Genomic DNA, 13,675 nt, shown 5'->3' on the forward strand with positions numbered 1-13,675 from the left:
CTTCGTGTGAGACCGAACTCTCGTGAGTGGGAGCCACCAGCCGGGCGCAGCGCTGCGACAAATGGGTCCCAGCTTTCGCTGGGAAAGGGGGGCGTTCCCTCGTCTCTTCGCTTCTTCGCGGCTTCGTTTCTTCGCGGCTTCGTTTCTTCGCGACTTCGTTTCTTCGTGGTTCGTTTCTTCGTGGCTTCGTTTCTTCGCGGCTTTGCTTCTTCGCGGCTTCGTTTCTTCGTGGCTTCGTGGCTTCGCGGCTTCGCGGCTTCGCGGCTTCGTGGCTTCGTGTGAGACCGAACTCTCGCGAGTGGGAACCACCTGCCGGGCGCAGCGCCGCGACTAATGGGTCCCAGCTTTCGCTGGGAAGGGGGGCTGCTCTCGACTTCGCCCTGACCGGCCGATACTCCCAAGGAAGCCTTCCCCCGACTCTCATGATGCGCCGATCGCTCGCTCTCATCCTGCTTCTGGCGGCCGCCTGTCACCGTTCCCCGCGCTCGACCGACCTGTCACCGGCGGCGAGCCGGGAGACGATCAAGGGGCTCCCAGGCTGGTATCTCAAGCCGCCAACCGACAAGAACTTCCTCTTCGCCCCGGCCACCGCGGTCTCGCGCGACGTGCAGGTGGCGATCAACAAGGCCGAAGCCGAAGGGCGCAACGGACTCGCGCAGCAGCTCGAGGTGAAGTACGGGTCGCTCTCCAAGCGCTTCGTGGAGGAAGTCGGGCGCGAGGGGTCGCAGCTCCTCGACCAGTACACGCAAGCCTACAAGGCCGTGGTCTCCCAGTCGCTGTACGGGACGCGCGCCAGGCAGCAGACGCTCCGCACCGAGGGTGACGTGTATCGCGCCACGGTCCTCATGGAACTCCCGGTCGGCGAGGCCAGCAAGAAGCTCCTCGAGCAGATTCGCGCACAGGAGCAGCTCTACACGCGCTTCCGCGGCACCGAGGTCTTCAAGGAACTCGACGCCGAGGTGCAACGCTACGAGGCCTGGAAGCGGGAGAACGGGATTCCGCGTTAGGCGACGCGCGGTAAGGGACGCGCGCTACGGGGGCCGCGCGAAGAAGGAACCGCGCGAGGGACGCGCGTCAGGAGCGTGCGTCAGGAGCGTGCGTCAGGAGCGTGCGTCAGGGGCACGCGTCAGGCGCGCCCCAGGCTTCGCGCGCCGCCGGAGAACGGTCAGCAACGCCCGCCGTGAAACTCCGTGCTCCCTGTGGTGAAGATCGTCTCACACCTCCACCCCTGCGCCGCCGGAGAACGGTCCGCAACGCCCCCCGTGAAACTCCGCGCTCCCTGTGGAAGAACGCATCTCACACCCACACGCACCTCCACAGGCGTGACGCGCTCGCGGTCGAGCGCTACGCGTCCTCCCCCGCGCCCCCCTCGAATGCCACGCGGAACGTGCTCCCCGCGCCGGGACGCGAGACGACGGAGAGGTGATACCCCATCAGGTCGCAGAGCTGCTTGCTGATCGCCAGCCCCAGCCCGGTCCCGCCAAAGCGCCGGTTGGTTCCGCTCTCCCCCTGCTCGAACGGCTCGAAGATGGCCCGCAGCCGGTCGGCGGCGATCCCCACCCCCGAATCCTGGACCTCGATCGCCACGGGCACGCCGGCGTTCGACAGCTGCAAACGGACGACCACCTCGCCCGACGGCGTGAACTTGATCGCATTCCCCACGAGGTTGATCAGGACCTGGCGCAGCTTGTCGTGATCGCACTCCAGCCACGCCGCCTCCGCGGGAATCTCGACGCGCAGCACGATGGGACGCCCGGCGGCCTCGCCTTCCAGCTGCTGCACGGTCTCGCGCACCAGCTGCGCCACATCGCCGCGCGACAACACCACCTCGGTCTTGCCGGCCTCGATACGCGCGATGTCAAGCAGGTTGTTGATGAGCCCGAGCAGGTGTACGCCGTTGGCGTAGATGCGGTCCAGGTAGGTCGGCACGGTCGAGGGTATTTCCGACGGCACTTGCCGCTGGAGGAGGCCGGAGAAGCCGATGATCGAGTTGAGCGGCGAGCGCAGCTCGTGCGACATGCGGGCGAGGAACTCGGACTTCGTGCGGCTCGCCAGCTCGGCGGCCTCCTTGGCCTCGCGCAGGATGCGCTCGTTCTCGCGCTGCTGCGTGAGGTCGTGCCACGTCATGAGGTACAGCTCTCCCCCTTTGTGCTCGGCGCGCGCGACGCTGATCTCCAGCGGGACGCTCGTCCCGTCGCGACGGACAAATGTCCACTCGAATTGGTCCTCCTTCACGCGGCGCGCGATGGCGGCGTGCCACTGCTCGCCAGCCGTGGAGGGGACGCCGTCCGGTTGCGTCGGCGGATAGAACGAGCGCAGCCCGACGCCCAGCACCTCCGACTCGTCGCTGATGCGCAGGGTGTCGAGCGTGGCCCGGTTGCACTCGACGACGCCGGTCTGATCGAGCAGGAGCATGGGTTCGCGCGACTGCTCGAACAACAGCCGGAACCTCGCCTCGGCCCCCTTGGCATTGTCGATGTCGACGTGCGTCCCGATCGCGCGCACCGGCGCACCGCTGCAGTCGCGCTCGACCACGGCGCCGGCGTCGAGGATCCACTTCCAGCGCCCGCTCTTGGTCATCAGGCGGTGCGCGCTGCGGTAGAAGGGAGTCGCGCCCTCCAGGTGCGCCGTCAGGTCGCGCGTCACGTCGCCCACGTCGTCGGGGTGGATGCGCGACGCCCATGCCGACACGTGCCCGTGAAACTCGTCAGGCGCAAAGCCCAGCATGCGCGGGAGGCGCTCGCTGAAGTGCACCTTGCCCGACGGCACATGCCAGTCCCACAACCCGATGTCCGAGCCCAGCAGCGCCAGCTGCAATCGCTCGTTGACCACGCGGAGCTGCTCCTCGTGTGCCTTGCGCTCGGTGATGTCGGCCAGCGTGCCGATGAAGCCGGTGACGTTCCCCTGTCCATCGCGCAGCGGCGTCGCTTGCGCCGCCACCCAGCGAATGGCACCGCCAGGCCGGACCAAGCGGCACTCGCGGCGAAGTTCACCGCAGGTGCGCGTCATCTCCGACCAGTCGCGCATCACCCCCGGGCGATCGTCGGGGTGAATGCAGCACTCCCATCCGGCACCGAGCAGCTCGCCCGTGGGGCGCCCGGCAATCTCACTGCACGCCTCGTTCACGAACACGCACGTGCCCGTCGCATCGGTCTCGAAGATTCCCGCCGTGGCGACATTCGTCAGTTGGCGATAGCGGTACTCGCTGGCCGCGAGCGCGAGTTCTGTCTGCTTGCGACGCGAGATGTCGCGGATGTAGAGCGACATGCTGGCGCTCGAGCAGACCAGGCGCATCTCGAACCAGCCGGGGTTGGCAATGCCCTTCCACTCGTATTCATAGGTCCCGGTCGTCCCCATGCGCTCGCGCAGCCACTCGCCCACGTCGGAGTCGGCGAGCGATGGCATGAGTTCCCAGAGCGTGCTCCCCACCGCGTGGTCGGGGAGCGTGCGCGCCAGGCGCCCGGCCGCTGCGTTGGCGAAGACGACGCGCCAATCGCGGTCGAGCGTGACGAACCCTTCGGTGATGCGATGCAGGATCTGGAGCTTGTCACGCCGCTCGCGCTCCACCGCCACGCGCGACACGCGAGCCGCCAGCAGCTCCTCGACCACGCGCGCGGTGTCGATCACCACCTGTTGTTCCTCGTCCTTCCAGGCGTGCGGCTCGCGGTCCACCACGCACAGCGCCCCGATGCGCACGCCGTCCGCGGTCCCCACCGGGACACCGATGTAGGCGCCAATGCCTAACGCCTCGATGGCGAGGTTGCCCGCCACGCGCGGCTCGGAGCTCGCATCGGGAATCACCAGCGGCGCCTGGTCGAGCACGACGTGCTTGCAGAACGATGCGTCGAGCCCAGACTCGCGCGTGGTGGCCAGCGGCTCGGGCAACCCAACCGCCGAGAGGAAGAACTGGCGGTCGCCATCGACGATGCTGAGGTAGGCGAGCGGGACGCCTAACGCGCGGGCGAGGAGGCTGACCAGCCGTTCGAACTCGTCAGGCGGCGCCACGTCGAGCAGTCGCGCCTCGTGCAGAAGCGTGAGCCGAGCCGGGTCGAGGAGGATCGAACGTTCCTCTTCCGTTGGGATCCAGTCCGGCCCATCGGGGCGCGCCACGTCGCGGGCGGTCGTCGAGGTCGAGGGAGAAGTCGCGAGCGCATGCCTGCCGGCATCGCTCCCCGAAACGCGCGGCACGGTGCGAAGGATCCCCATACCGGGTAGTGTCGGACTCACGCGCGTTTGGCTTGACGAAGCCGCACGGGTTGGCGAGTGTCTCGCACAACGATTCGACACACGTCGTAAACCTTTGCGCGATTGGCAAAGACTAACTCGATACGACGACCTTGGTGCGGCTCGTCATGAACGCGCGTCGCGCACCCCCTGAATGCCATAGCACGGCTCTTGAACGCTACTGCACCCTTCGCCCACGCACCGGAGCACGATTCCATGTACGACTTGCACCGCTCGTTTGCGCGCCTACGCCTCCCGGCACTCGTCGCGATTGGAGTGCTCACACCTATCCTCTCCCCTGCGAGCGCGTCCGCACAGGCGCCGCGCACGCTCGGCAAGCCGGAGGTCGAGTTCTCCGAGCCGTTCACATCGCTGACCGGCATTCGCGAACTCAGGGACGGGCGTGTGGTGGCGATCGATGCGCGCGACAAGATCATCCAGGTCGTCGACTTCAAGTCGGGGAGCGGGACCAAGGTGGGGCGCGAGGGGTCGGGGCCGGGCGAGTATGCCTTCCCGTCGCGACTCGTGCCGCTCCCCGGCGACTCGTCAGGCGTGTACGACATGCTCAACAGCCGCCTCCTGGTCGTCCTCCCGGACGGAAAGGCGGGGCCCTTCATCACCATCGAGCGCCCGTCGCAGCCGGGCCCCGGGGGCGGGACCGTGCGCATCGGCGGGTCGGCCCCTCGTTATGCAGACGCGAGGGGGCGCCTGTACTGGACGGGGCAAGCGTTCAGCGAGCCGCGCCCGGGGCAGCCCCCCAAGGTCGCCGACTCACTCCCCATCCTGCGCTACGATCGCGGGACCAGGAAGATCGACACGCTGGCCTGGGTGAGACCGGCCAAGGAGAACGTGCAGACGTCGGGCGGCGGCGGTCGCATGGAGGTGCGGATGGGGGTGGCGAACCCCTTCTCCCCGCGCGACGAATGGGGTGTTGCGCCTGACGGGCGCGTCGTCGTCCTGCGCGCCCCCGAGTATCGCGTCGAGTGGTACGGAGCGGCGGGCAAGGGGGCGACGGCCGTGATCCCCTTCACTCCCATCAAGGTCACCGAGAAGCACAAGCAGGAGTGGCGCGACTCGCGCAAGCAGGCCACGTCGCTCATGGTAACCGTGGAGAATGGGCGCCAGTCCGTGCGCACCGGCCCGCCCCCCGCCAACCTCCCCGATCCCGGGAACTGGCCGGAACTCCTCCCCCCCTTCCTCGAGAACGCCGTCTTCGTGGCGCCTAACGGCGACGTGTGGGTCAACCGCACGCGCCAGGCCGGCGACGATGCCCCCAAGTACGACGTGCTCGATGCGAACGCGAAGGTGGTGAAGCAGGTCGCGCTGCCGACGAAGACGCGCCTCGTCGGGCTCGGGAACGGGACCGCCTACGTGGTGCGCATCGACGCGGACGACCTGCAGTACCTGCAGCGGTACCGCGTGCCGTAGGAGGAGGCGCGTCGTCGCGCGCGGCGCATTGGCGCGCGCGCGGCGCCGCTTCCGTCAGGCGCACGACTTCAGCTCGCCGGCCCTTCCCGCGCCACTTCGTTCACGTCGAGGAACGCGGCGAGGAACGTCTTCTCCTGCGCCGTGAGCTTCCCCACCCCGTCGGCCGCGATCTTGTCGAGGATGCGGCGCACCTCGGGGCGATTCACCTCGTGCACCCCCGACAGGTCGACCGAGCGCCACTTCTCCACCTTCTGCTCGTCCACCTTGGACGGCGCTGTCGCCAGTTTGCGGAACTTCCCGCGGTTGCGGTCGAGCCACTTGAGGTAGAGGTAGGCGCCAACGTAGCCGCCGAGGTGCGCGAAGTGCGCCACGCCGTCACGACTCCCCCCAAAGCCGCCAAACAGGGCGAGCGCCGTCGTCCCGATCACCAGCACCCTGGCCGGGACCGGGAGCACCCCCCAGAGGAAGACGCGCTCGTCAGGCCAGAACCAGGCAAAGGCGAGCATCACGCCAAAGATCCCCCCCGACGCGCCGATGATCGGCGACCCCGAGAAGAGCATCGAGAGGAGCGCGCCGGTGATGCCGCTGGCGAAGTACAGCGTGAGGAACTCGCGCGACCCCATGCGCGCCTCGATGCGCTGCCCAAAGAAGTAGAGCGCCAGCATGTTGAAGGCGATGTGCGACAGGTTCCCGTGGAGGAACATGTACGTCACCAGCGTCCACGGGCGCGTGAGGATCGCGCCGGGGATGAAGGCAAAGGCGTCGTCGAGCGCGGGGACCATCCCCTGGAGGAGATAGACCGCGATGTTGGCGAGGAGGAGGACGAGGACGGCGGGGGTCACGAGGGGGGGACGCGAAGGGCTCGGCGGCGGTTTGCGGTTTCTTCCTGGCGACTGCAAGGTACACCCGCGGCGCATGGTTCGGGGCGCTGGTGCCTTGGGGGCTTCGCGGCGTTGGCGCGCTCGAAGGTGCGACGAACGCTAGCGCGCCGACGTGCCGCTGCGCCCGAGGAGGAAGACCGCCACCACCGGGACATCGTCCACCTCGGCCGTCACCGCGAGCGTGTCGCCGTGAACCGCGAGGTGGTCGATCTCGTGGGGGACGAGCAGTGATCCGCGATAGGCGAGCGTGCGGCGGTCGTAGACGTCCAGCACGCGACGGCGGTGCGGCGACGTTCCCCAAAAGCTCACCAGCAGCGCGTCGCGCCACGCTGCAGTGTCACGCGCCCCTGCCTTGGTTCCATCCGCCAGCGAGTGCACCCGGCGCGTGCGTGTGCCGCGGATGTCCTCGCGCGCCTCGGGGAGCACCTCCACGTGTACCCCCGTCATGGGCGGCGCCTTGTGTGAGATGATGGCGAACTCCCGTTGATACACGGGGAGGTACGCGCACGTCGCGTCGTCGAGTTGCCTAAGTGGCGCCTGCCGCACGAGGAATGGGAGCGTGCGATGGCGCGGCCAGGGGGCTGCGACCGAATCGATGATGCGCGCGCCGTCCCCGGTCGAGACCACGAAGCTGTCGTGTGCTCCATTTCCATGCACCTGCAGCAGGAACCGATCGCTCCCCCACGTGCACCCGCTCGACCACCGTTGCTCCCTCGGCACCCGCTGCGGCACGAGCTTGTCCCCCTCGAGCGCTGTCACCCGGCCGTCGAGCGCCTCGACCATCAGCGCTCGTGACGGCGGGCCGAAGAACGTCACGGCATAGTCGCCGAACTCACCAGGCCCTGGCCCATGTCGACCGACGGCGAAGCGCGCGCGCCCGGTGGCCGCGTCCACGACTTGCACGTGCTTCTCGCCGTGATCGTAGATCGCCAGCCCCTGCGCCGCGAAGACGACGTCGATCGGATAGATGAGCGTGGCAGCGCCGCGTTGCGTGTCGGAGCGCCAGAGGAGGCGCAGAGTGAGACCGGCGTCGCGACGAGGGGCGGTCCACCTGGGAGGTTGGCTCGTGAGTAGGTCAGGGAGCCCGGCGTCCGCGCCCGCGGGTGCAACGGGACGTGAGACGAGCCCGAGACCGAGTGCGACGAGCGGTGTGAGATGGGGCCAAGTCATCCGCATACGCAACGTTCAAGCTTACGCATCCCACCCTCCCGTTGTACGATTGCGCTTCAATTCTGGCGTGCGCCACGCGACCGTCAAGCCTATGGCGAGCGGCCGTAGCCTTCGCGGCTTCGCGGCTACGCGTGAGAAGATCAACGGCGGTCTCACGCGAAGGCGCGAAGGAGCAAAGGGAGACGGCGGTGGCGCGCTCGAGGCGCGCTGGGGATACTTCGGTGCGTTTGGTGCGAAACTCGCGTCGGCGCGCAGGTACGCTTCGCCATTGCGGCCGGCGGGTTCCCATGACGCAGCGCCGGACGCGTTCACGTGCTGCGGCGCGCGGCCGCGAGAAAGCGGCTCACGTTCGCGACCTCCGCCAGACGATCCTCGGGCGACAGGCGACGGATGCGCGCCACGTCATCCAGCACGCGCGAGTCGATCACCACGCAGGGAACCAGTCGCGCCTCCAGCTCGACGCCAGCGACGGCGAGAAGGCGCTCCAACATGTCCCAAGACGGCGAACTCTCACCGAGTTCGATGCTGGCAACCACCGACGTCTCCGTGTCGGCGCGCACCGCGCGACGCGAGCGGGGAGGGCTGTCGCCTGCACCCTCATCGTCGCGCACCCTGCAGCCGGTACATCACCACATGCTCTGCGTCGTCCTCATCCCACTGCACGCCGAGCACCCAGTCCGCCCCCGCATCGAACAGGTCGAAGCTTGCGGGGAGGATGACGTCGCGGGTGCGTTCGCCACTGCGCTCAAACAAGCGCCAGCGACTCGCGACGCGCGCGGGTGATCCGCCCCAGCGCGGGAAGAAGTCCTCCGGCTCGGCGATGCGCACCCAGAGTCGGTCGTCGCGGGCGATGAGGAGCCTGGAGAACTCGGGAAGCGTGCGGGCAAACTCCATGGACCGCGCCAACGCTTCGCGCGCGGTGCGCGGTGCACCCTGCAGCCGTTGCGACCCGTCGGGCGCAATCCCGCCGAGTGCGCGGCGCAGTCCCGAGCGCATGGCCTCGGTCACCGGTCGCTCGGCGTTCGGCATGGTGATGCGTCGGGTGAGGCGCCCCGCGGCGTCGCGGCAGGTGATATCGAACGTTCGCGAGAAGCCGGCGCAGAGTTCGCGCGCCGCCGTGGCGAGCACGACGTCGCCCGAGAAAGCGCGTGGCGCCGGGCGAGCGCCAGCGCGCAGCTCGAATCCCTCCCAGCGCGGATAGCGTGCGAGTACGCGCTCCTCGCCGCCAGATGCAGCCTTGACCACGAGGAGCGTCGAGTCCGCTTGCAGCTCGCCGAGCGTGCGGATGGTCATGCGCCAGCGAAGGCCGGCGACGGCCCCGCCTCGCATCACGCCGCGCGGCCACCCGAATGTCATCCCCGGCGGGTTCTCGCCAAGCTCGATACGCCTAACGTATCGCCCGCCCGAATCGAAGACCACGAGCGGCCCGCGCTGGTCGAAGGCGTAGATCGAGTCATCGACCGCTACCGCGGCATCGAAGCCCTCCACCTCGCCCGGCCCCGATCCGCGTCCCGCCGCCGTGCGGATGTGCCCACCCGCTGCGGTGAAGTACCGCAGTTCGGACGATCCCGCGTCGGCCACAACGATCACGCCGCCAGCGAGTCGCATGACGCCGCGCACGCGCGCCAACTGCGCCGGCCCCACCGCGTTGGCGCCACCGATGTCGAGGAGTGCGCGCGCCTCGACGTGGATTGGGGCGGCGAGCTGCGCAGCGCCCGCATTGGGCGCACATGACAGGAGGGCGACGATCATCGCGATACGTCGCTCCTTTCCGCCAAGCAGCCGTCGACACCATGCAGGCGTAAGCATTCCCTCTCCCCGGTCGGCCGATAGGTACCACGCCAAGACCCCGCGCGTCGCTCCGCCCCCCCCAACGTGGGGTTGCAAGTGGCGGCCGTCAACCGTAATCATGTCCTGGCAGGCGCGTCGACAGTACCTTCGCTTCTTCGCGGCTTCGCGGCTTCGCGGCTTCGTGTGACAAGATCAACGGCGGTCTCACGCGAAGACGCGAAGGAGCGAAGGGTGACGGCTTGCGCGCGACCAACAACGCGGGAGGGGAGGATGGCGATCAGGCCGCTGATTGGAGTGACATTGCTTCTGGCGAGCGTGGGAGGCGCAACGGGGGCGCGAGAGGGGGCGGCGCAGTCACGGCGGGTGCAGCGCGTGGCGCTCACACCGGTGTGGAGCGTCGGTGGCGACGTGAACGACACGACGCTGCTCATCCCGCTCGATGTGCGCGCCACACTCGAGCACTTCGTGGTGTATGACGGCGCGGCGCAGCGGATGCTGGCGCTGTCGCCAAGGACCGGGCGCATCGCCTGGCGTTTCGGGCGTCCGGGGCGCGGCCCGGGAGAGTTTGGCGGCGTCGCCAAGGTCACCGCGCGCAAGGCTGGTGGCACCTTCGTGGTCGACTGGGCGCTGTCGCGCCTCACCGAAGTCACGGAAGACGGCAAGCAGGGGCCGCGCGTCGACTACCGGCTGGGAGTCAATCCGCGTGGCGTGTGCGAAGCGGGGGACACGCGCATCTACCTGCGCTCGACCGAGAGCGGAGTGATCGAGCGCGTGCAGCTCCCGACAGGCGCAACGTCGACCGAGGACCTGCCGTGGCCGGAGCTGCGGGCGGCTCGATGCATCGGGCGTTCGCGCGCTCGCGCGCTGGATCGAGGACGTGCCGCTGGGGGAGGCGAAGTCGCTCGGCAAGGGCTCGTGGGAGCTGCTGCCGAGCGTGAAGTCGATCGACGGGGCGACCGCCGTCGGGAATGCCTTTGCGGTCCTCTTCGTGGGCCGAGGACCGAAGCGACGTCGTTTCGTCGACTTCTATTCGGTGGTTGACGTCCGCTATCTCTTCTCGATCGAGCTTCCCTTCCCCGCCAAGGCCATCGCTGTCGGTCACGGGTTGACAGTGCTATCGGGCGAGACCGAGGACGGGGCGCCGTTCGTGCGCACGTTCTCCGTGACGCCGTCGTTGGAGTCGCTGGTGACGCGGGCGTTGCGGTGAGACTCCCGCGCTGCGGTACGCCGAATTGGTAGCCCTTGACAGGACGATCGCTCCGGGGGATTAGGTAGAGGGGTGTGCGTCGCGCGAGTGCCTTCATTGTTCTCGACACGGCGTTGCGACGCGGTCTCGCGTTGATGAGATGCCAGCGATGAGGATCGCGCGGTGCCAGAATGTCGGTGCGCGGGCCGTGAAATCGACTGTGCGGCTCGGCGAGGACGCTATGCGCACTGGCGAGGTCGTTGTGCGGCGTGGCAAGGGTGCGATGCAGCGTGGCAAGGACACCGTGCAGCGCGGTCAGGGCACACTGCGGCGCTGCAAGAGAAGAATGCGGTGCGGTGAGGAGCCCCTGCGGACAGGCATGTGCGCTGCACGGCTCGGCGAGGTGACTATGCGACGTTGCAAGGAGACGATGCGGAGGCGCAAGGACGCTGCGCGGCGTGATGAGGCGACTCCGCGGCGCTGCTAGGACGCAGCGCGGCGTGGTGAGGTGACTGTGCGGCGTTGCAAGAACGCTTCGCAGCGTGGTGAGGTGACTCTGCGGCGTTGCGAAGACGCTGTGCGACTTGGTGAGGAGACTCCGCGGAGTTGAAAGGACGCTACGCGGCGTGGTGAGGTGACGGTGCGGAGTTGCGAGGACACTGTGCGACTTGGTGAGGAGACTCTGCGGAGTTGCGAGGACGCTGCGAGGTGTGGTGAGGTGACTCTGCGGAGTTGCGAGGACGTTGCGAAGTGTGGTGAGGTGACTCTGCGGAGTTGCGAGGACGCTGCGCTGCCTGGTGAGGCAACGCATTCGATCTGCGAAGTGGCAGCGCGGAATTGCAAGGGCACAGTGCGACGCTGTCAGCGGGCAGTGCGCGGTTGCAACGGAGCAGCGCGGGCTGACGAGTGGACGATGTGAAGCGCTCGAGTCACGATCTGAAGCGCTCACGCACGGGATGCGATCGCGATACGACACATCGTGGCGCGAGGGTGGCCGGTGGCTTCGTGAGGAGCAAGACTGGAGAGCGCATCGGGCGGCGACGGTCGGCGAGGCGAGCATGCCACTGTGCAACTTTACCGCCGCATGCGACCACCCGAGAATCGCGCGCGTGAAACCCCAGTCCGAACGTGGAAAGGGTCCGTCGGCGGCAGCAACGAGCGGAATCACGCATCAAACGAGGACATGTGAGGACGAAAGCGTCAGCAGTCATCCTGGCGGCTTGCAGCGTCGCATGCGCTGGCGACTCCGAAAAGGCGCCCCCGCCGCCGGCTGTCACGCAGTCGGCGCAATCAGTCGCGGACGCTCGACTGGAGCTCGCGCGCGATCCTCACTACGTCCTGCGCTACGACGACGCCACGGGCGCCGGCCCGCTCGACGCCGTCGGGGCAGTGCGACTCTCCAACGGCCACACGGTCGTGGCATCCGCGCAGAGCGTTCGCCTCGAGTTCTATTCGACGAGCGGCGCTCTCGTCCGAACGGTTGGGCGGCGAGGGAAAGGGCCGGGTGAGTTCGGGGCGATTGCCGCCCTCTGGCGCACGGGGGCCGACTCATTGATCACCTTCGAAGGTGGCCTAACGCGCACCTTTTCGATCTTCGACTCCAGCGGGCACTTCGCCCGTTCGTGGACGTCGATCGGCGGCGATTCGAGCATGCGCTTCCTCATTCCGCTGGACGTCTTGCCGGACGGGCGAGTTGCGGCGCGGACGATGAACGTCATCACGCCACGGCCAGTCGCCGAGACCACGCGCCCACGCACCTCATTCCTCCTGTTCGCTCCTGACTGGAGCGGTTTCCAGCTCCTGCACCACATGCGGGATGCAGCCCGGTTCCAGGGGCCCGGCGAACTGCAGTCCGAGGTGCCGTTCTCGCCCGAGCCGCTCGTCGCATTCTCCCGCGATGCGATCTGGTTCGCGGAGTCGGATTCTGCGGTCGTATACCACCGCCAGTTTGGCGATAGCGGAGTCACGTCCATCCGCTGGCAGGAGGCGCCGCGCGCCGTCGCCGCGGCGGACGTCGCGCGCGAGCTCGAGCGACGCATCGCGGAGGCGACGCTGCTCTACAGCAACGTTCCCGCCCTGCGGCAGCGTGTCATCGACGGCGCCATTCGACCGCTCTTCCAGCAGATGCCCATCCCGGGTTCGTTCCCGCTGCTCGGACGATTGCTCATCGATTCCGAGGGACTGCTCTGGGTCCTCTCCTACGTCGCGCCCGCCGATCGCGCGGCGACGGCGCGCACGGCGCGTGTTTTCGACACTCGCGGCACCATGCTCGGAACGTTCGTGCTTCGGGCAGGGTTCGAGCCGACGCAGATCGGTCGGGACTTCGTGCTCGGGATTCGCACGGACGGGGAGGGAGCAACGTCGGTGGAGGCGTACGCCTTGAGACGCAAAGGGGCGAGGTGACTCTCCACTACCTGCACGCCTTCGTCCGTCGTCGTGAACTTCGCCACACGCCCATCGCGCATCGCGCATCGCGCTCACGACATATTCCGGAAGTCGCGTGCGAGTCAGCACGCGCAGCGCCCGAGGGTCGATCATCTCGACGACGGTATCGAACAGCCGCTCGACCAGGACGCTACCATCGATGACCAGGACGCTGTCGTCGGCGAGGGGCACGAGTTCGGAGGCGGCGAACAGCTCGCCCGGCCCTCGTCCTTCACGTCCAAAAGATCGCAGCCCAACGCCATCGGGATCGGGCACTGCACATGACCGCCTCCGCGTTCGTTTGCGTTCAACCGGACAATCCGCGACAGTGCGGGGACAAGGTTAGGACTCCTTTCGCGATGCAGCCAGCGCCAAGATGCGACGAGGATGCGACGCGTCACTGCCCACTCGGGTGGGGGCGCTGTCGCACTTTGGGGGTATTTCGTCGCATCTCTCCTCTTGTTGCATGCGGCGGCGCGCACCTACTGTCGTCGACCATCGACGGCATCGTCAACAATCTTATGACTCCATTCGTGTCAGCGCCGTCCTGATCGCCTTGAATGGGGCACCG

General features: G+C 68.1%; 10 protein-coding genes. 5 read left to right on the forward strand and 5 right to left on the reverse strand.

Annotated elements, in window-relative coordinates:
- Positions 1 to 422 precede the first annotated feature (422 nt).
- Complete coding sequence (locus IT359_19690) at positions 423 to 1,007, forward strand: LPP20 family lipoprotein (protein ID MCC6931221.1); 585 nt, start codon at positions 423 to 425, stop codon at positions 1,005 to 1,007.
- A gap of 337 nt (positions 1,008 to 1,344) precedes the next feature.
- Here the strand turns inward: IT359_19690 and IT359_19695 are convergent, their stop codons facing one another.
- Positions 1,345 to 4,188 carry a PAS domain S-box protein gene (locus IT359_19695; GenBank protein ID MCC6931222.1) on the reverse strand — a complete coding sequence of 948 codons (2,844 nt, stop codon included), beginning with the start codon at positions 4,186 to 4,188 and terminating at the stop codon, positions 1,345 to 1,347.
- Positions 4,189 to 4,440: 252 nt separating this feature from the next.
- Between IT359_19695 and IT359_19700 the strand changes: the two genes are divergently transcribed.
- Positions 4,441 to 5,652 (forward strand): hypothetical protein, encoded by a 1,212-nt coding sequence (locus IT359_19700; protein ID MCC6931223.1) that lies wholly within the window; start codon positions 4,441 to 4,443, stop codon positions 5,650 to 5,652.
- A gap of 68 nt (positions 5,653 to 5,720) precedes the next feature.
- Here the strand turns inward: IT359_19700 and IT359_19705 are convergent, their stop codons facing one another.
- From IT359_19705 to IT359_19720, 4 genes are all read right to left on the reverse strand, one after another.
- Positions 5,721 to 6,494: a rhomboid family intramembrane serine protease gene (locus tag IT359_19705; protein MCC6931224.1), complete on the reverse strand. Its 774-nt coding sequence runs from the start codon at positions 6,492 to 6,494 to the stop codon at positions 5,721 to 5,723.
- A 138-nt stretch (positions 6,495 to 6,632) separates the two neighbouring features.
- A complete protein-coding gene (locus tag IT359_19710; GenBank protein MCC6931225.1) occupies positions 6,633 to 7,703 on the reverse strand; it encodes a hypothetical protein in 1,071 nt (356 codons plus the stop codon).
- A 308-nt stretch (positions 7,704 to 8,011) separates the two neighbouring features.
- Positions 8,012 to 8,263: a hypothetical protein gene (locus IT359_19715; protein ID MCC6931226.1), complete on the reverse strand. Its 252-nt coding sequence runs from the start codon at positions 8,261 to 8,263 to the stop codon at positions 8,012 to 8,014.
- A gap of 37 nt (positions 8,264 to 8,300) precedes the next feature.
- Positions 8,301 to 9,512 carry a hypothetical protein gene (locus IT359_19720; GenBank protein ID MCC6931227.1) on the reverse strand — a complete coding sequence of 404 codons (1,212 nt, stop codon included), beginning with the start codon at positions 9,510 to 9,512 and terminating at the stop codon, positions 8,301 to 8,303.
- Between the two features lie 252 nt (positions 9,513 to 9,764).
- On the opposite strand from IT359_19720, the gene IT359_19725 reads away from it, so the two are divergent.
- From IT359_19725 to IT359_19735, 3 genes are all read left to right on the forward strand, one after another.
- Positions 9,765 to 10,535: a hypothetical protein gene (locus IT359_19725; GenBank protein ID MCC6931228.1), complete on the forward strand. Its 771-nt coding sequence runs from the start codon at positions 9,765 to 9,767 to the stop codon at positions 10,533 to 10,535.
- On the forward strand, positions 10,528 to 10,701 hold the full coding sequence (locus IT359_19730) for a hypothetical protein (GenBank protein ID MCC6931229.1): 174 nt from the start codon (positions 10,528 to 10,530) through the stop codon (positions 10,699 to 10,701). Before IT359_19725 ends, IT359_19730 begins: the two co-directional genes overlap by 8 nt.
- A gap of 1,164 nt (positions 10,702 to 11,865) precedes the next feature.
- On the forward strand, positions 11,866 to 13,083 hold the full coding sequence (locus IT359_19735) for a hypothetical protein (GenBank protein ID MCC6931230.1): 1,218 nt from the start codon (positions 11,866 to 11,868) through the stop codon (positions 13,081 to 13,083).
- Positions 13,084 to 13,675: the final 592 nt, after the last annotated feature.

The organism is Gemmatimonadaceae bacterium (assembly GCA_020852815.1).
Classification (GTDB): domain Bacteria; phylum Gemmatimonadota; class Gemmatimonadetes; order Gemmatimonadales; family Gemmatimonadaceae; genus SCN-70-22.

Coding starts and splice junctions, on each gene's coding strand:
- IT359_19690 (MCC6931221.1), top strand. CDS start 423: ATGATGCGCCGATCGCTCGCTCTCATCCTGCTTCTGGCGGCCGCCTGT.
- IT359_19700 (MCC6931223.1), top strand. CDS start 4,441: ATGTACGACTTGCACCGCTCGTTTGCGCGCCTACGCCTCCCGGCACTC.
- IT359_19710 (MCC6931225.1), bottom strand. CDS start 7,703: ATGACTTGGCCCCATCTCACACCGCTCGTCGCACTCGGTCTCGGGCTC.
- IT359_19720 (MCC6931227.1), bottom strand. CDS start 9,512: ATGCTTACGCCTGCATGGTGTCGACGGCTGCTTGGCGGAAAGGAGCGA.
- IT359_19725 (MCC6931228.1), top strand. CDS start 9,765: ATGGCGATCAGGCCGCTGATTGGAGTGACATTGCTTCTGGCGAGCGTG.